Origin of the sequence: Burkholderia sp. BCC1998, from assembly GCF_905339875.1 — a bacterium.
Taxonomy (GTDB): Bacteria; Pseudomonadota; Gammaproteobacteria; order Burkholderiales; family Burkholderiaceae; genus Burkholderia.
This window is the reverse complement of record NZ_CAJPHE010000032.1, coordinates 1-26,293: the sequence shown is the minus strand read 5'-3', so window position 1 is coordinate 26,293 and position 26,293 is coordinate 1. Positions and strand designations below refer to the sequence as shown.

Here is a 26,293-nt window from a genome sequence, read left to right as displayed (position 1 = left end):
TCGATCCGGTCCGTCAGAAATCCCAGCTGAACGTCTGCGGATGCGCTTGCCGCGACGCGGCGTCCGACGGCGTCAGCATGACGATCGTGGCATGCAGCGGATCCCGCAGGTTGATCAGTGCGCTCGTCTTCCCGTCGCCATAACCCATCATCAGCGCCAGCGCGGTCTGGACCCAGATCGAGCTCGTTCCGGTGTCGCCGCCGATACGGCGTTGCATGTCGAATGCGTCTTTCGGATCGTCAATATCGATATGCTGCGGGTTGTCGTGCAGCGACTGCACCAGCAACGCGAGATTGGCGGTCGAAGAGCCGGTGTCGTAGAACATCCGTCCCGGCTGCTCGCCGGGCGCAAGCGTGCCCACTGCCTGCTGCCAGCCGGCGCGGATCTTTTCGATTCGCTCGCCCTTCTTCAACGGCGCCCCGTGCCCGTTGCTCAGATCGACTCGCACCGGCCGATGCAGATTGGCCAGGACCGGCCATTTGTCGTACTCCTTCAGTTGCCACGTCGTCCACGGAATCGGCACCCACGGGTTCGGCTTGAAGCCGTCCGGTATCTTCAGCGACGCGGTCTTCCAGAACTCGGGGAGCTTCGCCTGCCAATAATCCGCCGGCATCTCCTTTTCACCCTTCTTCCAGTAGGCTTTCTGAAGCTGCCAGAAATAATTCCACAGCTTGATCACGTCATATCGGGTCTGGGTGTTGTCGATTGCCTCTGGTGCGTCCACCACATATGGACGAATCAATCGGTCAACGCGATCCTTTCTCGTCACGAGCAACGCAACGTAACTGTCCGGATTCTTTGGTACGAAGTTTCCGTCTTTTGTGGACAAACCCAGGTAATCGGCGCCCGGAGTACCCAAATAGGATCGCGTGTTGATTCCATCCTCAACCAGCAACACTACTGCCGGCAAGTCCGGCTCGCGGTCAAAAATATCAAACGCTCTAGAGACTACATCGTCCCCATACGCAGTATGTATTTCATCGAGTCTCGTATAAATTGTATTGCCAATCCCCGCCCCGTTATCCGCACTACTGATGTGGGTTGCCATCCGGCCCGCATCCGGATCACTCTCGTTTCGGGGCGGCCCGGCCACTATCACGGGAATCGGCCAATAATCGACCCATCCGCGCAATGTATAGCCGAAAACGTTGTTCTCGCGCTTATGTCCCGCAAAGCTTCGATCACTACTCGACCACGGATATTGTTTGGGATCTTGCAGGAGCAACGTTCCATTGGTCCCTGCCTCGTCCAGCCGCATCAATAGCGCACGCTGGCGAAACCGGTCAACGGCGACGCCAAAGCGTCGAATCTCCAATGTGAACCGTGCGTCCCGAGATCCGTCCCCGGCAACGACAGCTTCATTTACGCTGGAGGGACGAGCGGCAGCGGGCGTGTCTCGAGGCGGCGAGTCTCGACGCAACGAGGCACCATAGGCGATACTGACGCATGCCGCCAACAATAGCGGCGGCAAGATCAACAGCGACAAGCGTCGATACATTGCAATATTCCCTCCCAAAAATCCCTCCCTTCCAACAACAAACTCAAAGACTGCAATCCATAAGAGAGTCAGGATTGCGAGTGCGAGCAGAAATATTCGTGAAGCCGGTGGTCGTGTGACGTTTGTCGTAATCATGGCGCATCAAATTGTCAATGTACCGATCGTGCTTCTTTTGCATCTTCGCTATTTCGATCTTTCCTGGTTTCACTGACCACACCGTCAGGAAAATCCTTGGGCACGATATTTTCTTCCGGGAAAACTCCGCTTTCGTAATAGCTGCAATTGGCTTTTACTATTTCGGACGTTACGGGGTCGAGCTTTTTGCCGAGTTTTCTCTCGGCTTTTACTATATCGCTCTCCGGAAGTCTCCAATCGGCAATTGCCCGCAGGAGTTTTGCCCAGTCCGGATCGTCCAGCGCACGCGCCTGGCCTACCGATACATCGAACGCGGTCGCACAGCGGTGATTTCTACGACCGCTCATGACCGCCGAGTGATATGAGCTTTCTCCCTGATGATTATTCATCAGCCGAACCTTGGCTTCGTTGAGCGTCTCCTGCCGATAGACGACGATGTGCCCGGGCGACGGCGGTACCGTCGACACGACCCGGCCTACCTTGCACTGATCGTCTGGATCCTTGCCCGCATTCAACGACGCCTCGACCTCGGCGGTGGTCGGCAGCGTCCCATCCTCGCTCGTTGGCCATTCGATGGTTTGTGCGGGCAATGGCTGCAACGCACCTTCGCCACTGTTCGTGCTCAAGGCAATTTCCGCTTCGAGCTGGTCAATGGATTGTTTGCCGGGCGCATACTCGCCAGCATTATTTGCCGAAAGCGGCGTTACCTCCGTTCCAGGCAGCACATTGCCTTCCATTTCGGGATCGAACGGTGGCGTCAATGCTTCGCCATTGATATTGCGCTCGGTACCGACGCTTATCTGCGTCGATTTCACCCATGTCGTGAAGCCGCCGGGCAAGCCATGGGATGTTTCACCCTTTTCCCGCATCGTAAAGTTTCCGGGCGGCGTACCAACCTGAACCGGCTTGCCCTGCCGCAGACGCCGGGTAAAGACACGCTGCCGGAAAGCCGCCGACAGCAGATCGATTTTCTCAGGCTTGCTTCCCCGCTGCGCCGCACGCACGTGGATTGAGTCGGGCAAGCCCGAGCAACCCATGCCATTGACGCCGCGCAGACCGACGGTCGCATCCTCCGGGCTGAAGTACATATACACTTTGCCGCGATTGTCGCGCTCGGCGAACACGACGCATTCGTTGCCTTGCAACCCGCTCAGGCGCGTCGCCTGCACGGGATCCCACGTCGGGCCGACGATGCCGAAATTGTCCCGACCTGGCACGTACTTCAATTGATCGAGTGGTGGCGTCGAATATTTGCCGCTCGCCACAAACCCGGCCAGGTTTGCCAGGGTCTTTGCACGCGCGTAAGCCGTCTGCTGCTGGTCCCCGCGTTGCAGCAGCCGATCCATGAACTCCTCGCTCAAGCTGTAGGGCGAGTCGATCAGGACCAACGTGTCGGCAGGACGGTCAGCCGGGCCACATTGGTTGGGAATCAGCCCCTCGACGAGATAGGCCTGGGCGAGCAGCGATATCAGCGTGCCCTGACTGTGCGCAATGATGTTGACCGTCCCGTCCGGGTCGATAAGGCGGATTTGCCGCACCAATGCCGCGAGCCGCCGAGCTGCCAGCAACATGTAGTGCCGATTTTCCGCCTCGCGAAGCGGGTGCGTCGGGTCGCCCTGCATCCGGTCGAGAATTTTCGTCGTCATTCCCCCTTTGAAATTCGAGTCGAACATGTCGGGGATGTTGTTGGTCGCGTTGGCGAAGAATCCGCCGTTGCGCGCGCGGTGCTCATCGAGGCGGTTGCCGAACCGGTCGACGTACTGGCCGTTGACGGTTTCCTTATTGGGGTCCCGGGGCAAATCCTCCTTCCCGACGCGTAACCCCCAATAAAACGGAATCAACGGGCTCCTTGTCTCTTCGCTTTCCCGCCGACGATAGATGGCGTCGTCCATGTTCTTCATCATGTCGGCAACGCTCACCTGGCTCGGGTCGTTCGCCATGCGGCCGTGCGAGTACTCCGCGCCCTTGAAATCGGTGCGACCGAGGCGGTCGTTCAATCCATCGCACAGTCCGCCTTCGACCGTGCCGAAATCCGTTCCAAGGTCATTCACGCCATGGATCAGGATCGTCGTGCACGGGAAGCGATTTTGTACGTCGGTATTGACGAACGCATCCTGCGGCCGGTTGCAATTGAGAATCGCCTGATGTTCGCCGACGATCCGGGGCGACGAGGTTGTGGTATCGGACATGATCGCCTGCCTTAAACGTCGAAAACCTGAATGTGTGCAATGTGCATCGCGTCGCTCGATGCCAGCTCCGTCAACCCGTGTGCATCCGAGATCCCGTTAATGACCTGGCCATTGCGCAGCGTGATCTTGTATGGACGATTCGGCACGGGATGCATACCGTCGTCACCGTCGGTGCCGGGGTACCGCAAGCGGAACTTCTGATCGGCTCCTCCGCGATTGAACGCCGGCGGCGCAACGTGGTCCGTGTTCGGGCCGACGAAATCATGTCCCGCCGTGTGCGCGGTGAACGCACCGTCGGAACCGACCTCGACGCCGCCACCGACTTTCACGTAGCTTCCGTCTTCCGCGACGAGCCGGATCGACTTGCCCGAGATCAACACCTCGTCGCCGACCGACATGATCTGTATCCCCTTCTGAGCAGTCGCCGCAAGCGTGTCCTGTTGCGCCTGCAAGACAACGGGGCCCTCGCCGGCAATCGCACGGACGCCTTCTCCGCGCCCGAACAGGTGGATGCCCTGGCCCGCCGTCGTGATTACGCGCTGACCGCCGGCGAATTGCAGGTTCTGCCGCGCGATCTGATCGATGTTCTCGCCGGCGTAGGTCACGTAAGTCTTCGGGGTGATATTGAGCGCGCCCGCCTTTGCGCCGAATGCCATCAGCGCCTGAGAGTCGTCTGCGTCGGCGTTCGACGCACGATCGTCGCCTGAAGCGTGGCCGCCCGGCGTCCATCCCTTGAAGGCGGTCACGACAGCTTGCTGCCCCGTCGCATCGGTCGCCGTGCCGCCGTGCTGGCCGGCGTAATCTCCCAACGCCTTGAACAGCTCAGCGCATTCGCCGAGCAACTCGACGAGTTCATTGCGGTCAAGCTGTCCGCCGCTCGCCTGCGTACGCGCGTAAGTCGTCAGAAGCATCCCTTGCGCCGCGCGCAACGCAGCTGCCGCGTCCGTGCGCAATTCGGCGCCTTGGCCGCGGTCTGCACCCTGTCCGTTGTCGCGTGGTTGCGTCAGGTAGCCGAGATTCAACTGGCTATGCGCATGCTCCGATGCAAGCTGCGCGCTGATTTGCTGCGGTGTATCGTCGAGACGAAGCTGGTTGTAGCGTTGCCCCTTGATTTCCTTCGTCTTGATACCGGAGAGAAAGCGATTGCCCGGCAGACTGCCCGTATGAGTGAAACTCGCCGGCATGTTCGCGCCGTTTGCCAGCACGCCGATGATGACCAGCCTGTCCGGATCCCCGCCGAGGCTCCCGAGCAGAACTTCGGTGCCCACCCGCGGCAAGAAAGTCTCCCCGAAATTCGGCCCGGCCAGACTGGATGCCACGCGGATCGGTGCGCTGTCGCTCTCGTTGCTGTTCGTTCCGGCACCCTGCGCGTGCGCATGATCGCGGGAATCCTGACCGAGAATCTGCACGAACACGCAGCCATTCTCGTCGCAACTGACCTCCTCGCCCTCGGCCCCGACCACGCGCCCGGTAATCAACGGCGTCGGCGGAAGGTCGGTCTTGGGATCGTAAAGCGGCGTGAGAGGCGTGCCACGCGGCACGCACGAGAACGTATTTTCGTAGCGCGTATCCTGCCCGGACGGGTCGCCATCGCTCAGCGAGCGTGGCTGCTGAAGCGTGTGGCTGGCGGCGAACAGCGTCTGCGCACGCTCGTTCAACCCTTTGGGCAGATTGTTCCAGATCTCGTGGTGCAGTGACGTAATCACGAATTGCTGCTTGTCGGACGGGAGCGTGCCCCACTCGTCCTCTCCGGCGATCGTGATCCATGAGCCGACTGCGAGGTCGCGAATTCCGCTCACGCCGTCGTATCGAACCGCCTGCGCTTCATGAGCCAAAATGCGATCTTCCGTCATCCGTTCGTGGTCTGCCCACGAGTCCGCCATATGCGGGACGTCGATCACGAAGTCCGATAGCAATTTCGCGAGATCGTTACCCGATTCGCCTTGATCGATCCTTGTCGATGCGCTCGACTGGTCCACGCGGGCATATCGGTAGTCCCACGAAGGTCGCCCCGATTCCCCCGAAATCAGTTGCTGGCGCATCGTCAGAGCGGTGATGGTGTCGCGCTGTTCCGTTCCAGCGTCTCGTGGATGGACGCGCACTGTACCTGCGGCGGACTCGCTCAGTTTCTGAGGGTCATCGCAGAACACCAGCGTATGCACGGGAGGATCGCCGTCTTTCGCCTCCCCGCTCACCCGTCCGGCGCGCACGAACAGCGTGATGCCGTCGCGACGTGCAATCCGGGAGATGAAACGGGCATCAGATTCGTTGACCTGGCGTACGAAAGAGCGACTTGGATAGCGGGATCTGTCGAGTTGGGACAGGTCGAACTCGAACGCCTGCGCGAGGGCAACACTACGCTGTCGCCATTCGCTCAGGACGACTCCAAGTACATCGACAACGCTGACGTTACGGAAGATGCGGGAATTGGTGCGCTTTTGCAGCAGGTTCACCGCGTCGGTCACGGTGAACTGGTAAACCGTCAGCTCCCCGTCGGTCCGGCCGATCTGAACGGCGCTGACGATTGCGTTGATGGCATGCAGTTGGCCGCGATCCGTGACGATACCGACTGAGACCGGCGCACCAATGAAAAGCTTCGGAGGCAAATCGCCCTGCTGCGAAATGCAGGTCAGATAGCCGCTGATGCCGGTCATCATGCTTTCGCGGATGCTCGCGTGCTGCAACGCGATCTTCGACGCCAGCGCGTGCTGCGCCTTACCCCAATTCAGCACGACCGGCCGGCGATTCGCATCGATTCCCGATACGAATTTGCGGAACGACTCTCGGATATCCACGACGGTCTCTCAGTTTGATTCGTTATGACCCGCCGGATGTTGCTGTTCTAAATAGCTGGCGGCTGCGCGCGAGTTTACCAAAATGTGACCCGAAAATAACAATCGGGGATGCCGACTAACAATTTTTCATGTTATTCGACGAAGAACACTATATTCCGCCGCTCTATCTGGACCGACGCGCAGTGCTCCGAACGTCGGATGTCTCCCGGGCCCCGCCCAAGGCGCGTACACGCTTCCATCGCTGTGTTCGTCTTGGCTAGACGGGCCGAAGTGAATGCGGATGCTATAAATGTGCATATAGCGTGCAATAAAAAGCAGTCGTGGAATCCGATATCACCGGCAGTTCCAGCGATTTCGCCTAATTCATGGCGTCATTGTGAGGACCGACGAGCATCGCTCCGATCATCTCGGCGAAGCGATTCGCTCTCGCTTTGCACATCCACATCCATATGCAAACGCTCGCGGGGCTGGCCCATGTACACCGTAACATGATGAGCCGTTTGGCAGGCTCCGAGAGCGTACAGAAGTTCCTTGGAGACGCGCCTCGGATCATTCGGGCAGCAACCGATATTTCCGGCGACGTACAGAGCACGCTTCTGGTATCGCAATGCCCGTTGCCAATCCGCAATGCCACAGCAACGATCTCCCGTCTCGAGACGCTGGGCGCCATTTAGGCGGAACTTCCCGTCAACCTCGAGCAGTAGCTATTGGATTTGGAAATTAATAGTTTTGTTCAAGTACTGCAAAAAAGGGCCACCGTTTTTCTGTAGGTTCGCAAAATAGGTGGCCTCTCGGGCCCCTATAAATCAAAGACTTGACCACCTTTTCTGCAAATGTTTCGCTCCACGAGCGGCAGAAAAGGTGGCCTTTTCCTACAAAATCCGCAGAAAAGTTGATCTCCGAAGAAAGAGCGCCATACAACTCACATAAAATCAAAGACTTGCGGCACTTCGTAGGGCAGGATGAGCAGTGCTCGGGCAGTTGCAATTCCCCGCAGATGAAACAAAGTCATGCTGGTCAGCGCATCCCGCACATAGCCAAACCGCTTTTCGAACTCCTAGTTGGTGTCGAGTAACACATACTTCATTCCCAGTCCGTCAGGCGTGCCTCGATGAACACTGAACCAGCCGTCCTGAGCCGCGATGTGTCGTAATACGTGACGCGGCTTGAGAAGTTTCGGCTTCATAAGCTTGAGTCGGGTGTTGCGCTCGCCGTCGTCGATCAGATCGGACTCAGTCACCGCCAGCATCCGCACGGCTGCGGCGGGCGCCGGCCGGTTCGCCGACACGGACACGATCACTGCGATCAGGCCGTCTTATTCTCCACCAGATTGAGTTCCCGAATCATGCTTTCGCGAATGGCGAACTTCTGTACCTTACCCGTGACCGTCATCGGCATTTCCGTCACGAATCGAATGTAGCGCGGCACCTTGAAATAAGCGATTCGGTCACGGCAAAAAGCGCGAATCTCATCCTCCGTCGCGCTCTGGCCCGGCTTAAGCACAATCCACGCACAGACCTCTTCGTCGTACTTCGGGTCGGGTACGCCAACCACCTGCACTGCCTGTACCTTCGGATGGCTAAAGAGAAATTCCTCAATCTCTCGCGGATAGATGTTCTCCCCGCCGCGGATAAGCATGTCCTTGATACGCCCGACGATGTTGCAATAGCCCTCTGCGTCGATCGTTGCCAGGTCGCCGGTTTTCATCCAGCCATCGCTGATCGAATCTCGCGTTCGGATTTCGTCGTCCCAGTATCCAAGCATCACCGAATAGCCACGCGTCCAAAGCTCGCCGGTCGCGCCCACCGGCACAATCCGGCCGTCGATGTCGACCACTTTGCATTCCAGATGCGGCTGTATCCGGCCTACGGTGGAAACCCGCTTCTCCAAAGGGGTCGTTGTTTCACTCTGGAACGAGACCGGACTGGTCTCGGTCATACCGTAGGCGATAGTGACCTCCGTCATATTCATGTCGGTCGATACACGTTTCATGACCTCGATGGGACAAGGCGCGCCTGCCATGATGCCCGTTCTCAGGCTGGAAAAATCGTAGCTGGCGAAGTCCGGGTGATCAAGCTGGGCGATGAACATTGTCGGCACGCCGTGCAGAGCAGTGCAACGTTCGTCGCTCACTGCCGACATCGTGGCAACGGGTTCGAACGCTTCACCCGGGAACACCATGCGGGCGCCGGTAGATACGCAAGCCAGTACAGACATCACCATACCAAAGCAGTGGTAAAGCGGCACGGGAATGCACAGCGTATCCTGCTCGGTGAACCGCATCGCTGCCGCTACGTGGCGTGCGTTGTTCACGATGTTGCGGTGTGTCAGCGTAGCCCCCTTGGGCGCGCCTGTCGTGCCGCTGGTGAACTGGATGTTGATGGGATCATGGCAGTCGAGCTGTGCCGTGATTGCGTCCAGTTCGGAGACCGGCACGTCTGTGCCAAGCGACAGCAAGGCCTTATAGGTCAGCATGCCGGGCGCGGATACGTTATCGAGACGGATCACGCAGCGCAGCGCGGGTAACCTGGCGGCCAGCAGCGCGCCGGGTTCACAGTCCGCCAGTTCGGGAGCCAGCGTCCGCAGCATCTCCAAGTATCGTGACGTCTTGAACGATTCCGGAGCAATGATCGCCTTGCATTGCACCTTGTTCAGTGCGTACTCGAGTTCGGCTAACCGATAGGCCGGGTTGACGTTGACCATGATCAGACCCAAACGGGCCGTTGCGAACTGGGTCACCAGCCACTCGGGGCGATTTGGCGACCACATGCCGACGCGGTCGCCGCGACGCAGGCCGAGCGCATGCAGGCCGGCTGCCATGGCGTCCACCGCGTCGGCAAGGTCCAGCCAACTCCAGCGGATGCCGTGCTCTCGGAACGCTACCGCGGGGCGGTGACCATGTCGATTGACCGTATCCGCGAGCAACGCGGACACGGTCAACTCGCTCAAAGGAGGCATGGTGTCGCCCCGCACATAAGACAGCCCGTCGCGGGGCATGATCGCAGCGCGCCCGGGCAAGTTCGCTTCTGACTGTGTTTTCATTCTCGTCTCCAAGGTACCAAGTTCATTCGCCAGCCGGCACATCCAGTCCACTATTTATTTGACGTAGCCATGGTGTTTGCCTCACCGATCGTGATGCCGATACGCGACGACGCGTCTCCGAGCGAGCGGGAACAAGACGCGCCCCACTGACGTATCGCAGGTGCACCGTCGGTATCCAGGCGAGCGCGGCTCGGCGGACAACCGAACATCGCCTTGTACACGCGGCCGAAATGTTCGGTAGTGTGGAAGCCCGTCGCGACGGCAACTTTCGACACATTGAGGTCGGTGTCCATCAGCAGTTTGTGTGCGAACTCGATCCGCAACGTCATGTAGTACTTCATTGGCGTAGTCGCCACATGCTGCATGAATAGCCGCTCGAGTTGCCGCGTCGACATTCTGAGCGCCTGCGCAATCGCGCGGCACGACATCGGCGTCGTCATTGATTCGCGCATCAGACGTATCGCCTCGCAGACGAGGCCGTTCATCGGCCGCGCGACGGCATGTGCGTTCATGATCTGGCGTTCGCTGCCATCACGCAGCCGCGCATGCAACCAATGCCCTCCGATTGCGTCGGTCAGTTCGGAACCGTGATGCAAGCCGATCCATTCAAGCATCATGTCGGCGATCGCGCCCTCGCCTGCACAGGTGATCGTATCGAGCTCGATCGTAAAAATTTGCGTCGTCGCCCTCACCTCCGGGTAGGCGCTACGGAAACGCTCGATTCTGTTCCAATGGATGGCCGACGAACGGCCGTCAAGCAGTCCCGCCGACGCAAGTATGTCTGCTCCGCCTTCAATTCCGCCTATCTGCACGCCTGACGCACGTTCGTTCCGCAACCAGGTTCGTATGGCGAGATCGTCCTCGTCGCTCATCGCATCGAGGTTCGCGAAGACGAAAATCGTCGAAAACGCATCTCTTTCGCAACCGACCGGCTGAGACGGCGTCGACATGCCGTTCGCAGCCCGCACTATCCCCCCGTCAATGGAAAGCACGACCCACTCATACAGGGCGCGTCCGTCCAGCCGGTTAGCGAGCGACATCAGTTCGATCAATATGCCAAGCCCGAGATGAGAGAACTGCGGCGTCACCAGTAAGCCGACGCGACGCGACGAAGGCTCCGCGCGCGGCGGGTTTATGTTCATTGAGCTCATATCGATTCGATAACGATGCTGGGCCAACCGCTCGGTCGAAGACATCGGGTCAAGGCTTTTCGACGCCGCTCGTCGAAAAATAAAGCGGAGTCCCGCTCGGCGAGCCGATGACCGTGGTCAGCGCCACTCGATCCGCGCGCTGCTTGCCTGTAAAGCTAAAACCCCCGTCCGCGCTCGCCAGCATGATCCCGTCGAGCGACGCGGCCACTACGCGCTTGTCGGGCAGTTGAACGATATCCGTGACCGAACTGCGAAACGGAGTCTTCGATGCGGCCCAATTCACGCCGCCGTCCGTACTTCGATATATCGCACCGCGAATTCCACCGACGAGTAACGTACCGTCCTCCAGCGCAACGCCGGTCCAAAACGAACCGACGTAACCCGTCTCCGCGTAGGTCCAGTTCTCCCCGCCGTCGGTCGAACGCATCACGCGGCCCTGCTCGCAGGCCACATGGAGCACCCCTTTGCCGTCCGCAAAGATCGCGTAGAGATTCCGATCCGCCTTTTTCGATCCCGGTGTCGGTGGAAGCGTCACCGTGTTCCACGTAGCGCCACCATCGATCGTATGCAGCATCAGTGACCACAAGCCGACCGCCCATCCTTCACGTGCATTCGCAAAATAAACGGAGAACAGAGGCTGGTCGACGGTGATGTCGTTGCGTTGCAGCGTCCATGTCTCCCCGCCATCCCTGGTACGAATGATCACGCCCCAGTGTCCGACCGCCCAGCCATTGCGCTCGTCCGGGAAAAATACCGATGTCAATGTCGAGTCGACCGGTACCGACGATGCCTGTCGATAGCGCTTGCCGTCGTCATCCGACAGCAGCACGACGCCGTGATCACCCACCACGACGAGCCGCTTTCCCGCGTGCGCGGCGCCGAGCAGTTGCGCCTGCGTCGCCGCGCTCGTCTTCTCCGCCGCGTGGAGTTGCAATTGCGGCTTGATATCCGACCGCGTCCCCGCCTGACAAGCAAGCGGCAGCGCGGCGGCCGCGATCAGCGCGGAAATGCACAATTTGCGTCGAACGATCCACTTCATAATCAAATCCTCTCGTCAATGGTTCAGCACGCCGGGGGAGCGAACAGGACGGCGACGCGGGAAGATCCGCTCGAGCACCACCGCCAGCGCGGGTAGCGCAGTCATTGCCATCACCAGATTCACGATGAACATGAATGCCAGCAGCTTGCCCATGTCGGCCTGAAACTTGAGCGCCGAGAAGCTCCATGTCGCAACGCCGATCGCGAGCGTGATCGCCGTGAAGATCGTCGCCATGCCTACTTCGAGGATCGAATGTTCGAGCGCCTTCACGATGGGCTCGCCGGCGGCGAGATGACCTTGCAGCCGGTTGTAGATATAGAACGCGTAATCAACGCCAATGCCAACCGCCAGAACCATGACAGGCAGCGTCGCAACGGTCAGTCCGATGTCGAACGCCTTCATGAACCAGTAGCCGATGAAGGTGCCGACGGTGAGTGGCAGACAGCAGGCAAGCACCGCGCGCAAATCGCGATAGACAACGAACACGAGCAGAACGATGGCCGCATAGACATAGAGCATCATCGGCAACTCGCTCTTCGCGACTTCGTCGTTGATCGCCGCCAGCAGGCCGGCGTTGCCTGCAGCGAGCCGTACGTGAATGCCCGGAGTCTGGTGAGTGTCGCGGAAGCGCTTGACCGCCTCGATCACACCGTTGATCGTCGTCGCCGTGTGATCGGCCAGATACATGTGAATGGCCGTCATGCTGCAATCCTTGTTCAGATAGCCGCGAACCCGACCGATTTCGGTGCTCAACCCCGCGTAGTTGCCTGAATCGATGGGCACGACGTTCATCTTCGGGTTGCCCTCGTTGTAGCCCTCGTTATAGGTTCGCAGCATGTCGGGATATGCGCTGATCGACACGATTCCCGGCACGTCCTTGAGCGCGTAAGTCATTTTGTCGTCGAACGTTCCGACAGCGGGGTTCTCGCAGGAATTGGGGGGCGCCTCGACGACGACCGACAACCAATCGAGTCCGACGTCGAAGCTGCTCGCGATTGCAACCGCGTCACGGTTGAACCGCGCATCGGGGCGAAGCTCCGGCGCACCGGGCTGCAGCGTGCCGACGACGCGATCGCGGCTCTGCCATACCGCCGTGGAAAACACGGCCACAACAATAGCGACCACAAGCCAGGCATTGCGCGGCTCTGCCACGCGCGCCAGTCTGCGCAGCCATGTCGAACGCTGCTCACGCTTTTTCATCGCCTTGTCGGCATACTCCTTCGTGAACTGGAAGCATGACGCGGCAAGCGGCAGCATGACGAGATTCGTCAGGATCTTGTAGGCCACCCCGAGCGATGCGGTGATCGCAAGTTCGCGGATCATCGGGATCGGAATCGTCAGGAGCGTCACGAACGACACGAGCGCGGTCACGAGCGCGAGCGTGCCGGGAATGAGAAGTCCCGTGAAACTGTGGCGCGCCGCTTGCAGCGACGATTTGCCGTGAGCGAGCTCTCGCGTAATGAAGTTGATCTGCTGGATGCCGTGCGATACGCCGATCGCAAATACCAGAAACGGAACGAGCACGCCAAGCGGATCGAGACCGAAGCCGAGCAAGCGCAAGGTGCCGAACTGCCAAACGAGCGACGTGAGCGAGCACGCGATCGGCAGCAGCGTGAAGCGAATCGAATGGCAATACCAGTAGACCGCAAGCGCGGTCAGCAGCAGTGCGATCGCGCAGAACAGCAGCACCGCCTTCGCGCCGTCGGCGATATCGCCGATCTGCTTGGCGAAACCGATGATCTCGACATCGTAGTTTGCGTCTTCATACGGCTTTCTCAACTTCGTTTCCAGCAAGTGGTTGTACTCGATGTAATCGATCTTCCTGCCGTCCGCACCGACTTCGCCGATCTCGGCCGTAATCATGGCGGCCGTCTCGTCGCGCGAAACGAGCGAGCCGATAAAGTTTCCCTCCACCGTCGATCGCTGGATCTGGTTGATGATCTCGGGTGTCAATCCATCTGGCGTGACGGTGCCCGGGATAATCGGCTGAGACCGGAATCCGTCCTCGGTGATCTCGTTGACAAAACTATTCGGCGTCCAAAGCGATTGAACGCCTAGCCGATCGACGTTGGGAAGATACGCAACTGCTTGCGTCACGGCGGCAAGCCTGGAAAGACCCTCCTTGGTCCAGATCGTGCCGTGCTTCGCCTTTACGACGACGGTGAGACGATTCGCGCCGAACAGGTCTGCACGATATTTGTTGAAGGTCTGCACGTACTCATGGCCGATCGGAATCTGCTTTTCGAAGCCTGCGTCCATCCGCAGTTGCATCGCGAAGAAAGCCATGACCGCAGTAAAAGCGGCGAAGATACCCAGTACGAGGAACCGCTGCGAGAAGAGCCTCTCCTCGAGATATCGGATGCTGTTGACTATCACGTCCTCACTCCTGTCTCGTCCATGGTTAGAAATTGCGCGTTACGAACAGGCCGACGAAGTTGCGATCGCCATACGGTTGCGACAGTGCATTACCACCGAAATACATCGTGTAATTGATGCCAGCCTGCCAGACCTGCGGGTTCTGATTGAAGAGCAAATAGAGATTGACCGACTTCGCGCCCTGCTCGTAGTTGGCGGAAAACGTCGGGGTGTAACCCGAAATGGCGTCGGAAAAAGTCACGCCCGGCGTCACTTGCCAGCCCGGAATCAACGTGCCGTCATAGGTCCAGTTGAAATCGAGCGTCAGGCCGACCGAACGGGCCGTCCCTTGCCCCGCAGCGATCGGATAGCCGTTTTGACCGTTCTGAAGCCAGGTGCCGTAACCCGCATCGGCAACCTGATAGACGCTTTGTCCGTTGGCGGTTCTGAAGTAATTCGTATTCGGATTCAGGCCCGGGTAATCAATCGCCGTCACTTCCGCGGTAAACACAGCCATGTCCGCGCCGAGGTACTTCAGAATCGGGTATGTCGTCTTCGTCAAGTTCAGCTGCGCGTTGACGTCGAGCTGAAATTTTTTCATGTCCCTGTACCCGGGACAATCGACGCCTGCGGCTCCATTCGTTTGCGCGTCCGTGGGGCCGCCGGGCAAATAGCAGAACGACATCGCGACGGCGTCATGAGGCCTGTATGAGAGCTCCGCGCCGATCGCCCAATCGCCGAGCGGAAAGTTCGTGCTTGCACCGAACAATTGCCGATTCTGCAGATACGACCAACGCGCCGCGCCGTTCGCCAGATAGGACAGCACCGGCGACTTGTCGGTGTAGTTCAGATAGTAGAACCCGAAGCTGATATCGGCGCCCGGCGGCTTGTAACCGAGCTTGACGCCGTATTGCCGGTGATTGCCCGGCAGCACGGTGTCGTAAGGCAAGCCGATCGGATTCGTCGGCAGGCCGGTATATGCGCCGTTCAGGAGATTCTGGCTGATCGTGTTGATCTGGCCATTGTTGTTGCTGCTGCTAGTTGGCCCGGTTATCTGGGCAATGGTGCCGGCATCGATTCCGCCGACGTTGAAGTTGTTCGAGTTGAGCGAGCCGGGCAGCGCACCGCGGCCGAATACGTTCGAGGTGGACCAGTACGAGCCAACGGGCGGGTAGCGGTTGCCGTTCCATTGCACCTGCCAATAGGCTTCCGTGGAGAATCCCCACGGCAGGCTACTGGCAAAACTGATCATCGGCGCCGGAAGCAATGCCTGCTTCAACTGCGTGCCGGGAATGAGAAGCTTCTGGATGTCGAGCGAGTTCGTTGCGTTGATACCGCCCGACGCGAAATAGCTTTCACCCCAGTTGATTACCTGGTTGCCGACTCTCACATGTGCTGCCTGTCCGGCGACGTTGAAGTCCTTCTCCCCCCAGAGGTCGAGCAGCTGTGCATTCTTGACCACCTGATCGTAGGCGCCGGGCGACAATTCGGTGCGAGCCGTGCTGGAAGCCGCGAAATCGTACATGGCCGTCCCGCGGATCAGAAATTTGTAGCCCTCGGACGGCATCGTGAGCATCAACTCGCTCGTCGCGCTGAGATACCCGCTGTAAGGCTGGCCCTTGTGGTAATTGAGATCGCCGTTGTCCCCGTTCGACCATTGAGCGACGTTCGCTCCCGTGCACCCGTACATCGTCGGATCGCCGGTCAGCGAGCAACTGGGATTTTTCGTTCGTATCGCAATGCCGCCGGTGATGTTAGACACCCAGGAAGCCTGCATATCGCCAATGCCCGTATCGAACGTGTACGCCGAGACTGGTGCGGAAATCAGCACGCCGCACATTGCAGGCAACAATTTTCCACTCACCTTGCATTTCATTTTTAACCCCGCCGCATAAAATCAGGATTCCGCAATATATCGAATAGTCTGTTTTCGACAGGCGTCGCGCATCCGATCTTGCGCGACGCCCGGCGTTTGTCTCGCGCGGTCAGCGGCTGCTGATGGCGCCCAGGTTTTCGCCCGTGAAGTACCGGTCCGTCAAGCGCGGATCGATCGCTCCCGGCGGATAGAACTTGATATCCTTGCCCGATCCGACAACAGTCTCGTCGAATACGTAGCGGCCGCTGATGAGGTCGTTATAGACGGATGCGGCCGGCGCACATGCGCCGATTTCCCATTCCGGCGTGATGTAGTTCTCTTTCGCCTTCCAGATCTTGCCTTGTGCGTCATAGTCATCGCCCACGGCGACATTCCAGCTGTCTTCGTCGACGTAGAGCATCTTCTTCGGCGTCGAATGACGCATCCCGGACTTGACCGTTCCCTCGATTTCCCACACGCGATGCAATTCGTACCGGCGCATATTCGGGTTGACGAAGGACGGACCCATCGCCGCTTCGAGTTTCGCATCGGGGCGTTGGATCGCGAAACCATTGTATGGAACGTAGACCTCCTTCTTGCCGACGAGCTTCCAGTTGAAACGGTCCGGGTTGCCATAGAAGACGAAGGAGATATCCGCCGGATACTGGTTTTCGAAGCCGATCAGCGGAGCGTCGTACGAGTAGGCCGGCAGACGGCGCACGCGGCGCTGGCCCGTGAAGTAATAGTAAGTGTCGGTATCCTTGCCGAAGTAATACCGTTGCATCGTGCCTTGTCCCGCAAGCGCGGCTGGCTCGCTGTAGAGATAGTAGACACCGATCTGCAGCCCGTCGTCGTCCTTGGGCGAGTGTTGCCCCTTCCCGGCCCAGGGGTTGTAGACGAGCTGACTCCAACGCGTGACGATGGATTGGCTCGCACCGGGCCGAGGCGATACGACTGTGTACGCGTCCGGCCATTCGGCAGCCACGCCCTGGTAGTGGGTAAGCCAGTTCCACATCACCTCGATTCCGCTTTGAGGGATCGGGAATGGCACGCCCGGCAGCGTTGCATTCTCGAGAGACCAGCCATCCTTGGCGATCGACGATTTCAGCGCGCCTTGCTTGGTATTTTCCTCAACGAACGACGGCAGACTGCATTCGCGATGGGTCGGGTACACCGGCATCGTGTAACCCTTCACCTGCTTGAGCATCTGAATCTGACCGGGGGTGAGCTTGTCCGCGTACTTGTCGACATTCGACGCGTCGATGACAAATAGCGGCTTCTCGTCTCGATACTTCCAGTAATCGTTTCGCACCTTGCCGTATGTCCATCCGGCCTTCGGTTTCGATTCACCTCCAAAGGCCGGGATGGTCCCGTCTTTGTTTCCGGACTTTTCGGCACCCACGGGCGTCAGGTCCTGCCCTAACCTGCCGGCATCCTGCGACGATGCCGACCACGCTGCATTCGACATCAGCCCCAATGCAGCAAGGGTGACAACTGCTCGACAAATTTTCATTTGAATACTCCTTCAGGAAGAGGAAACCACTAGCGGAAGAAAGTTGGCGGGCGCATTGTCCGAATCCGGTTACCGATGCGCATCGCGTTGAACACTTCCGTCATATTTATTTAGGTTTCCTCATCATGTGATTGAAATGACCAGCTGAATCTTCAATTGGTGACGACTGCACGATCCCGTCTCTGAGCCAGACCGACGATCGCTGCGCAACGGTCACTCGGGTCCAACACCTCCCACATCGATATATACCGTCCAGCCGGTACAGTACACGCGACGAAAGAAATTGCAACTTGGTTCTTGCACCAACACGACCGCCTGGACGGTGCACTTCGTTTTGATATCTGCCATTAGGGAAGCAGGCAGATGCGTGAACAAGGATCCTGCAAACGGCAAGGCGCCCGATGGAGGAAAAAGTGCTCTTGCGCTTTCGTCATAGGGAATCGGCCACCCAGCATCGTCCTGCTTGCTGGATAATTTCGTCTGATCAACTGTCGCTGAGGAATCGCCCCAACTGGGTATAAACCGCCGGTCGCGCGTGCCTCAGCCATGCTGCGAAGATCACACCCGCGACAGCGATCGCCGGTGTCGTCCACGGAAGAATCGACACGACGGTCGAGGACGTACCGGCCATCAGCGATACATTGCTGATCATCGCGTACAGGAAGTAGCCAAACCCGGCAAAGCTGATGGCCGGGAAAACGGCCCACCGGACGAACCGTGTTTCGCGCTCACGGCGAGCGCCGAAGAAGCGGATCACCGCGAGCGCTGTCAATGCCTGCACGCATACGATGCCGATTGCGGACGGAATGCTGAGATACGGCGCGATCACCATGACCGGGTCGACGCGATAGACGGCAAACAGAACGACCAATGCGATCACGATTACAGATTGCATATTCGCCGCTCGAATAGGCAATCCTTTTTTCTGGCTCAACTGACCAAGCCATTTGAACGCGATGCCATCTCGGCCGAGCGAATACCAGTAACGTACGGTCGCGTTGTTAAAGCTGATGATCGCGGCGAGCATGCTGGTGATCAGCAGTGCGTTGGTGACCGCCACCATCTGCTTGCCGAGCACCCGCTCTGTCACGGCGAACCACAGATCCGCGGGGGACTTCACCGCAAGGGCGACGACTTCGGCATAACCGAACGCATTGGACATCTGCACCGTCGACACCACGTAGATCGTCATGATCACCGCGACGCTGACATACGTGGCGATCGGAATCGACCGGCCCGGATTCCGGACGTCGTTCGCGTAGATCACCGTCGTTTCGAATCCCATGTATGCGACGATGACGAAGACGAGCGACGTGCCGAATTTCCCGGTGAAGACGCTCTCGGGATGCAGCGGTGCGAGACTGAAATGCTCGATCCCACCGCCAGTCGCCGCGACCTTGACGTTGAATACGACAATCAGCCCGATCTCGATGATCATCAACAGGAACAGCACAGCGCCGTTGAACTGGACATTGTTGATCGCGAACACGTGCACGACGGCTGCCGCGGCGAGCGTACTGAGCCACCATGGCACGGCCAAACCGGTGAGCGTGTTGATGAAATAGCTGATATAGAACCCGAGCAGCGCGTAGCATGCGAGCGTGATCACAAAATATGACGCCACCGCCATGAACGCTGCGCCGACGCCCGCCGGCCGGCCGAGGCCTTGCCCGACGTATGCGTACAGTGCGCCCGCATTGCGCACATGGCGGCTCATCGCCGTGAACCCGACGGCGAAGAACAGGTAGATCAATCCGACGCACAAGTAAGAACCGGAGATACCGATTCCGTTACCGTACGCGACGCCATACGGAACACATCCGATGAGACTGGTGAGCGGTCCGTTTGTCGCGAGAACGAAAAACACGATCGCGATCCAGTTTAAAGGACGCGAGGGTGAGGCTGCAGGTGCTGCCGCTGACGTCTCCATGTCTATTCCTTGTCGATGAGGTATGAAATGCGTCACGAGCCCGAGTGCCCGGTGAACAGCGCGCGCCGGCGCTCGGAATCCGGATCTTTTTCGATGCGGCATGTTTCGTTGAATATCCGTGTCGAACGCTCCTCCGGCGTGTAGCGCGGCCATACCGAGCCGCCACGCACGGACGGATCGCCGTATCGCGCAAAATCTGCCCATGCGCGCTGCACGCGCAGGGCCAGTCCGAACCGGCTGTCGGTCGCGTCGTCCGAATACCGCTCGCTCGGGAGGTCGACGCGATCCCAGGCGGGTAGCGGGTAATCGAGCGTGCCGAATACGAAAGGGATTTCAGCGCCGTGGATTGAGTAACTGCCACCACAACACCGGAATTCCCAGTCGAACCGATACATGAACGTATTCGCATGCCGGCTATTGCGTTCCGCAAGCGCCACCGCGGGCATCCAGAACATCACGTCGGTCAGGTCCCGGCCGACTGTGCTCGGCTGGATCGAATGGGTCCGCGATGCAACCGCCGCCGCTGTCCTCGCATCATCCGGACCGAGGCTGAACGGCCTGAGCCCGTTCTCCAGCGCATGCCGGTAGTCGGCCAACTCCAGCGGGCCGTGCGTGAGTAACCGCGGTTCCAGAAAGTACGCCGCCTCGTGCCGCGTCGTTCCGATCATCATCGGCAGCGATACGTCGCGAATTCTCGATGCATCGATGACGACGCCGTCATCGACCGGCCAAAACGCGGTATATCCGTATCGCTCGACCAGTCGACGCGTAGCCGCGAGGAACCGGTCGTCCTCGATCTCGTCGAGCGATCGGATGTCAGCGCCGAGCATCGACAGGAACGCGTCGGCCCTGGCGTTCGCCTGCTCCCGCGACAGCGTCGTGAGAAAAGCGCCGCTCTGGATGATCGACTTATGGAACAGCCCGTCGGCCGACGGCATCATCGTGAGCGCGCAGATCTTCCCGCCGCCGCCCGATTCGCCGAAAAGCGTGACGTTGGCTGCGTCGCCGCCGAACGCGCCGATGTTCGCTGCGACCCATTCGAGGGCCAGCACGATATCCTGCTGCCCCACGTTCGCGGCATTCGAATAACTCGCGTCCTGATCGCACAAGTATAGGTACCCGAAAGCGTTGAGACGATGGTTGATCGACACGACCATCACCTGCTGCTCTTCGGCGAGTGTCCGTCCGTCGTACAGCGGCAAATTTGCGGAGCCGGACAGATAGGCGCCGCCATGCAGCCACACCATCACCGGCAGACAATCGCCAGGCGCCGCCGACGCGGGCGCCCAAACATTGAGATTGAGGCAGTCTGTCGAATGGCCTCCATCGAACTGCCAGGCCGGCAAGTCGTCATTGGCTTGAGGACACGCATCGCCATAGGCACGGCAATCGAGAACGCCATCCCATGCAGGCGAGGGCACGGGCGGCCTGAATCGCAAGTCACCGCCCGTCGGTTTTCCATAAGGAATGCCAAGAAACTGGACGCAGCCGCGCGTGCGGCTGCCTCTGATCTTTCCCTGGGGGAGCGCCAACACCTCATCGCTACGTTCGGGACAATTATCGATCGCAAGAAAGCTCGTGTACTCGTTCATCTTCTATCAATACCAGAGAGCAGAGGGATGCTTGGGTTGTCTTGATCAAACTAAACCGTCCAGACGGTACAGTAGCAAAGCCAAAAAAAATTCCAAGGGAAATTTGTATAATGCACCGTCCAGCCGGTATGGCCCACTTCGATACTTGATCCCACCAAATCGTGATGAAAGAGACTATTGATAGCGATACAGGCAATACAAAGAGAAAAATATTCCAAGCCTCGCAACAAATCCTGCAGGAAAAAGGCATCTTGGGACTAACCCTAGCCGAGGCTGCGTCGGTTGCCGGCATCAGCAAGGGGGGGCTGCTTTATCACTTCTCGAACAAGTCCGAACTCCTGGCCGGACTGCTGCACTTCGAAGCGACAACTTTCGAGCAGGCGGTCACCGCTGCCGCGGAGGCGGACGGACAGCCAGGTGCGTGGACGCGCGCGTACATCATCGCGAGCTCTGAACAGGCACTCCAGGGAAAAAGTCTGTCTGCCGTGATCGGGAGCCTGCTTCTGGAACCGAGCCTGCTGCCCGTCTATGCCAGCCATGCGGCTCGCTGGGCGGAATTGCTGAATCGGGACCAACTGCCGGAACGGACCGCCCGGATCATTCGCTTTGCCGTAGAAGGCCTGTGGTTTGACGAGGTGTGCGGGTTGAAACCGCTGGATCCAAAACAACGCACTGAATTCATCGACGAGCTTCTTGCGATGACACACTCGCCCAACCACAACCAATAACCGCAGACAATGTTTTGCTCCGTTCTATCCGGCGTCGATGCGGGGATCGCGCGAGGCAGAACGATAGCGGGGAGGGAAGCTTGCGTGGCATTCGCGAGGACACGGCCAGTAGCATGAAGCTTTCACGTGCGACAGCCGTTCCTCCCCGTCGCGAACCTTGCGCAGCTCGATCGGCGCGGCCTGCGGCGCTCACGTGTGCGAACGCGTCGCTCACGCATACCACCGGTAACCGTTTATCGCGCAGTCCCCTTGCCCCGTTGTGTCCGCCCATTCCGGCCGCCGCCCGAGCGCGTCGAACAAACTCAGGATTTCCGCTTTTACCTCCTGCACGGCGTCGCTGACGAGCGGCGTATCGTGCCAGCCCAGTGACAGGTCGCGCACGAACAGCCGGTGCGCGACGGTCGACAGTTCGACCTTGCGTTCCTCGATCTCAACGTGCACGGCCGCCGCGATGCCGGTGACTCGCGTCTGAATATCCGCGGCAGTCCAGCTCGCGTTGCAGCCTCATTGCTATCAATTAGAACAATTAAATAGTCTTGTTCAAATGCTGCAAAAAAGGCCACCTTTTCTGCAAACCTACAATCCCCTCCCATCAACATCCGCCCCCCAATAATCCTCCTTGACACCCTATCTTTCGATATATATCTTTAGATATGTTTTACGACATATAGGACGCGATCATGCGACACAACTCCTCCCGCGGCCATGCCCGATGCGACGGTCATGGTGCGCATGCGGGCCCTGACTGGTACACCAGTGTCTGGCAACTGATCGGCCGCCATCGGCGCGGCCACGATCCGTTCGGCGGCGGCCCGTTCGGTGGCCGTGGCGGACGCGGCGGCTTTGGCGATTTCGGCGACGACGGCATGCCGCGCGGCCGCCAGTTCAGCTCCGACGATCTCCAGCTGCTGCTGCTCGCGCTGGTCGCCGAGCAACCGAGCCACGGTTACGAACTGATCAAGGCGCTCGATACGCGCTCGAACGGCTTCTACAGCCCGAGCCCCGGCATGGTGTATCCGGCGCTCACGTATCTCGACGAAGTCGGCTTCGTCGCGTCGCAGGCGGAAGGCAACCGCAAGCGCTATGCGCTGACCGACGCCGGCCGCGCGCATCTCGATGCACAGCGCGAACGCGTCGACACCTTGTTCGCGCGCCTCACGCACCTCGCACGCAAGATGGAGTTCATGCGTCGCGCGTTCGCCGGCGAAGCGGCGGGCAGCGAGGCGCAGGACGACACGCAGCCCGGCTGGCTGCCGGAGTTCGTCGAGGCCCGCCTTGCACTGAAGCGGGCGCTGCTCCACAAGAGCGCGGCCGATGCCGACGAACAGCGGCGCATCGCGGCAATCATGCGCCGCGCGACGGCCGAAATCGAAGGTGGCACCGGCGCGTAACCCGCGCCGTCCCGTCAAAACCCAAGGAGTACGGATTGATGCAGAACCCCTCCGAACGCGCCGTCACCCGCGTGCGCCATACCCTCAAGTTCCGCCTGCTGCAGGTCGTGCGCGTGCACGCCGTGACGCCGCACCTGCTGCGCGTCACCCTCGGCGGCCCCGACCTCGCGGATTTCGAATCGTCGTCGTTCGACGATCACGTGAAGGTGTTCTTCCCGCCGCCCGGCGCCGAACGGCCCGCGATGCCGACGCTCGGCGCGAACGGCCCCGAGTTTCCCGAAGGCGAACCGAAGCCGGTCGCGCGCGATTTCACGCCGCGCCGTTTCGACCGCGCCGCCTGCGAACTCGATCTGGAATTCGTGCTGAATCATCCGGGCCCCGCATCGCAGTGGGCGGCACAGGCACGCATCGGCCAATGGCTCGGCATCGGCGGCCCGCGCGGATCGTTCGTGGTCCCGATCGATTTCGACTGGCATCTGCTGATCGGCGACGATACGGCGCTGCCGGCGATCGCGCGGCGTCTCGAGCAATTGCCGGCCGGCGCACGCACGGCGGTCGTGCTGGAAGTCGCGGATCGCACCGCGCAGATCGCGTTCGATACGCGTGCCGACGTGCATGAAATCTGGCGCTTTCGCGCCGAAGCCGACGCCGCGGACGGCGACCTGCTACTGAACGCGGTGCGCGAGCTGCCGCTGCCGTCCTCCGGCGACGGTTACGTGTGGGCGGCAGGCGAAGCGCAATCGATGCGCGCGGTGCGTCAGCACCTGACCGGCGAGCGCAGCGTCGACAAGTCGCGCATCCGCGCGGCGGCCTACTGGAAGCGCGGCGCGACAGCCGTGCACGAAACGCTGGAAGACTGACGCGAACGGGTGCCCGCGCACGGGCGGGCTTGGCATCGGCGGGGCGGCTGGTATATATCTATGTCTGCGACGCCGCTGTCGGGCGACAGCCGCCGCACCCGCCCAGGAGCGCCCGGTCATGACAAGAGAACGCCACGCTTCGCCTTTCCTTCGCAATCTGAAGATCGCCGGTTATTGCGGCCTGGCGGTCGTCGTGCTCGCGCTGTTCGTCGCGATGTGCGCGATCCTGAAGGAAAGCGCGCTCGAACGTGACGCCGCGCAGCATCCGGGCGAGACGCCCGAACTGCATGAAGCGGGCGGCGGCCCGTCCGCTTCGGCGGAAGCAGCCAAGACGCCCGGTTGACGGCGTCCGGCCCGCACTTCTCCCGCGTAGTCCTGCCGCTCAGGGCGTGCGCTCGCGCCCCATCAGCACCGCGTGCACGACGTCGCCGATCCGTTCGAGCAGCTCGACCACGCGTTGTCCGTACAGGTGCGCGGCCAGCGCGCCGGCCGTGCCGACCAGCACGCCGCCGGCCATGTCGAACGGCCAGTGCACGCCCGCATACACACGCCCCCATGCAATCGCGACGGCCATCGCGGCCATCACGACGCCGGTCAGCCGCGTGGTACCGGCGAGCATCATGCCGACCGCGAGACTCCAGGCAAACGTCATGTGATCGCTTGGAAACGAGCTGTCCGGCGCATGCGGAATCAGTTGCGTGCCGATTCCGGCCATGAACGGCCGCGGCGAAAACCAGAAATGCCCGATCACCTGCGCGAGCGCCAGCGCCACACACGTGCCGACGCCGGCCTCGATCGCCTGGCGGCGCGTCGGGCGTTCGCCGAAGATCCAGGTCAGCAGCAGCATCGCGGGCAGCGCATAGACGAGCCAGTCGGCGGCGAAGATCGCGAGGTGGGCAACGCCGGGGTGCGGCGCGGCGCCGGCATTGAGGGCGGAAAACAGGGTGAGATTGAGGTTCTGCATGAATCCGGTTGCGTGGGATGTCGTGACGGGACCGGTGGTGCCGGTCGGATGCGAACGATGCTAGTGCTCACTCGCTTAAGCAGTGCTTAATGCGCCGGGCGACCGGTGACCAGGACCGACGCCCGCGCGCGAACGCACTTAGAGCCTGCACTGCAACACAAGTTCACACAATTGTCACATTCACGCGCGACTGTCTCCCGTAAAAGCTCACCGACCATCCCGTAAAAGCTCACCTTTTTCACATCGTGGCGTCATCGACCCGTGCGAGTATCGGACCGCTCACGCGGGCCATGCCGTTTGCACCGTTCGTCTCAATATTTGCCTCGCAAATCATTCGAAATCAGCAACAATTAATTCCATATGCGGCATCGCACAACGGCAACGCACAGGCATAGGATTACGAGCTTACGAGCACTCATCCACGAAGCGATCAACAACAAGGAGTCCGCATGAAACCCAGCGATGTCAGATCGAAAGCGTTTGCGATGCCGTTGACCAGCCCGGCCTTTCCGATGGGCCCGTACCGTTTCGTCGATCGTGAGTTTCTGATCATCACGTACCGCACCGATCCGGACCGTCTGCGTGAAATCGTGCCCGAGCCGTTGCAGGTCAAAGAGCCGCTCGTCCATTACGAATTCATTCGCATGGCCGATTCGACGGGCTTCGGCGACTACACGGAAAGCGGCCAGGTGATCCCCGTCGAGTACAACGGCCAGGCCGGCGGCTACACGCTCGCGATGTATCTCGACGATCACCCGCCGATCGCCGGCGGCCGCGAGCTTTGGGGTTTCCCGAAAAAACTCGCGTCGCCCACGCTGCACGTGAACACCGACCACCTCCTGGGCACGCTCGACTACGGCAAGGTGCGCGTCGCGACCGGCACGATGGGCTACAAGCACAAGGAGCTCGACATCGACGAGCAGACGAAGCGCCTCGCGGGCCCGAACTTCCTGCTGAAGATCATTCCGCACGTCGACGGCACCGCACGCGTGTGCGAACTGGTGCGCTACTACATGCAGGACATCAGGATGAAGGGCGCGTGGACGGGCCCCGCGTCGCTCGAACTGGCACCGCACGCGCTCGCGCCGGTGGCCGACCTGCCGGTGCTCGAGATCGTCGAAGCGCGCCACCTCGTCGCGGATTTGACACTCGGCCTCGGCGAAGTCGTCTACGATTACCTGGCTCAGTAACACGTCCGCAGTCCTTTCTCCCTGTCAATCCTTTCACCACGGGAATTCGAAATGAGCAACCTGAAT

General features: G+C 60.0%; 18 protein-coding genes and 2 pseudogenes. 6 read left to right on the top strand and 14 right to left on the bottom strand.

Going from position 1 to position 26,293, the window contains the following annotated elements; genetic code table 11:
• Positions 1-13: 13 nt before the first annotated feature.
• From U5A56_RS33985 to U5A56_RS33975, 3 genes are all read right to left on the bottom strand, one after another.
• Positions 14-1,498, bottom strand: coding sequence for a type VI lipase adapter Tla3 domain-containing protein (locus U5A56_RS33985; RefSeq protein ID WP_260434459.1), 1,485 nt, complete (start codon positions 1,496-1,498; stop codon positions 14-16).
• A 149-nt stretch (positions 1,499-1,647) separates the two neighbouring features.
• A complete protein-coding gene (locus U5A56_RS33980) occupies positions 1,648-3,822 on the bottom strand; it encodes an effector protein Tle3 domain-containing protein (protein ID WP_321926912.1) in 2,175 nt (724 codons plus the stop codon).
• A gap of 11 nt (positions 3,823-3,833) precedes the next feature.
• Positions 3,834-6,617: a type VI secretion system Vgr family protein gene (locus U5A56_RS33975; RefSeq protein WP_124488985.1), complete on the bottom strand. Its 2,784-nt coding sequence runs from the start codon at positions 6,615-6,617 to the stop codon at positions 3,834-3,836.
• A gap of 389 nt (positions 6,618-7,006) precedes the next feature.
• On the opposite strand from U5A56_RS33975, the pseudogene U5A56_RS37235 reads away from it, so the two are divergent.
• Positions 7,007-7,226 (top strand): annotated as a pseudogene (locus tag U5A56_RS37235) (DUF2384 domain-containing protein); the annotation flags it as partial.
• Positions 7,227-7,674: 448 nt separating this feature from the next.
• Here U5A56_RS37235 and U5A56_RS33970 read toward each other — a convergent pair.
• The 9 genes from U5A56_RS33970 to U5A56_RS33930 form a co-directional block, all read right to left on the bottom strand.
• Entirely contained in the window at positions 7,675-7,917 is a 243-nt protein-coding gene (locus U5A56_RS33970) for a hypothetical protein (RefSeq protein WP_044846495.1), read from the bottom strand.
• Between the two features lie 5 nt (positions 7,918-7,922).
• The gene (locus U5A56_RS33965) at positions 7,923-9,659 is read right to left on the bottom strand and encodes an AMP-binding protein (protein ID WP_044846512.1); all 1,737 of its coding nucleotides are present in this window, start codon (positions 9,657-9,659) and stop codon (positions 7,923-7,925) included.
• A gap of 50 nt (positions 9,660-9,709) precedes the next feature.
• A complete protein-coding gene (locus U5A56_RS33960) occupies positions 9,710-10,855 on the bottom strand; it encodes a GlxA family transcriptional regulator (protein WP_235879177.1) in 1,146 nt (381 codons plus the stop codon).
• A gap of 4 nt (positions 10,856-10,859) precedes the next feature.
• Complete coding sequence (locus U5A56_RS33955) at positions 10,860-11,849, bottom strand: WD40/YVTN/BNR-like repeat-containing protein (protein ID WP_321926909.1); 990 nt, start codon at positions 11,847-11,849, stop codon at positions 10,860-10,862.
• 15 nt (positions 11,850-11,864) lie between these two features.
• On the bottom strand, positions 11,865-14,225 hold the full coding sequence (locus tag U5A56_RS33950) for an efflux RND transporter permease subunit (RefSeq protein ID WP_321926907.1): 2,361 nt from the start codon (positions 14,223-14,225) through the stop codon (positions 11,865-11,867).
• A gap of 25 nt (positions 14,226-14,250) precedes the next feature.
• A complete protein-coding gene (locus U5A56_RS33945; RefSeq protein WP_044846498.1) occupies positions 14,251-16,080 on the bottom strand; it encodes a DUF1302 domain-containing protein in 1,830 nt (609 codons plus the stop codon).
• 109 nt (positions 16,081-16,189) lie between these two features.
• Positions 16,190-17,572 carry a DUF1329 domain-containing protein gene (locus U5A56_RS33940; protein ID WP_052664726.1) on the bottom strand — a complete coding sequence of 461 codons (1,383 nt, stop codon included), beginning with the start codon at positions 17,570-17,572 and terminating at the stop codon, positions 16,190-16,192.
• 484 nt (positions 17,573-18,056) lie between these two features.
• Complete coding sequence (locus tag U5A56_RS33935; protein ID WP_321926904.1) at positions 18,057-19,502, bottom strand: APC family permease; 1,446 nt, start codon at positions 19,500-19,502, stop codon at positions 18,057-18,059.
• A gap of 32 nt (positions 19,503-19,534) precedes the next feature.
• Positions 19,535-21,094, bottom strand: coding sequence for a carboxylesterase/lipase family protein (locus U5A56_RS33930; protein ID WP_321926902.1), 1,560 nt, complete (start codon positions 21,092-21,094; stop codon positions 19,535-19,537).
• Positions 21,095-21,258: 164 nt separating this feature from the next.
• Here U5A56_RS33930 and U5A56_RS33925 point away from each other — a divergent pair, with 164 nt between their 5' ends.
• A complete protein-coding gene (locus U5A56_RS33925) occupies positions 21,259-21,822 on the top strand; it encodes a TetR/AcrR family transcriptional regulator (RefSeq protein ID WP_044846502.1) in 564 nt (187 codons plus the stop codon).
• Positions 21,823-22,032: 210 nt separating this feature from the next.
• Here U5A56_RS33925 and U5A56_RS33920 read toward each other — a convergent pair.
• Positions 22,033-22,266: pseudogene (locus tag U5A56_RS33920) on the bottom strand (hypothetical protein); the annotation flags it as partial.
• 236 nt (positions 22,267-22,502) lie between these two features.
• On the opposite strand from U5A56_RS33920, the gene U5A56_RS33915 reads away from it, so the two are divergent.
• The 3 genes from U5A56_RS33915 (at position 22,503) to U5A56_RS33905 (ending at position 24,416) form a co-directional block, all read left to right on the top strand.
• A complete protein-coding gene (locus U5A56_RS33915) occupies positions 22,503-23,213 on the top strand; it encodes a PadR family transcriptional regulator (RefSeq protein WP_044846504.1) in 711 nt (236 codons plus the stop codon).
• Between the two features lie 38 nt (positions 23,214-23,251).
• Positions 23,252-24,073 (top strand): siderophore-interacting protein, encoded by an 822-nt coding sequence (locus U5A56_RS33910; RefSeq protein ID WP_321926900.1) that lies wholly within the window; start codon positions 23,252-23,254, stop codon positions 24,071-24,073.
• 118 nt (positions 24,074-24,191) lie between these two features.
• Positions 24,192-24,416 carry a hypothetical protein gene (locus tag U5A56_RS33905; protein ID WP_124530144.1) on the top strand — a complete coding sequence of 75 codons (225 nt, stop codon included), beginning with the start codon at positions 24,192-24,194 and terminating at the stop codon, positions 24,414-24,416.
• A 39-nt stretch (positions 24,417-24,455) separates the two neighbouring features.
• On the opposite strand, the gene U5A56_RS33900 is transcribed toward U5A56_RS33905, so the two are convergent.
• Positions 24,456-25,037, bottom strand: a complete 582-nt coding sequence (locus tag U5A56_RS33900; protein WP_321926898.1) for an undecaprenyl-diphosphatase — start codon at positions 25,035-25,037, stop codon at positions 24,456-24,458.
• 449 nt (positions 25,038-25,486) lie between these two features.
• Here U5A56_RS33900 and U5A56_RS33895 point away from each other — a divergent pair, with 449 nt between their 5' ends.
• A complete protein-coding gene (locus tag U5A56_RS33895) occupies positions 25,487-26,227 on the top strand; it encodes an acetoacetate decarboxylase (RefSeq protein WP_044846508.1) in 741 nt (246 codons plus the stop codon).
• Positions 26,228-26,293: the final 66 nt, after the last annotated feature.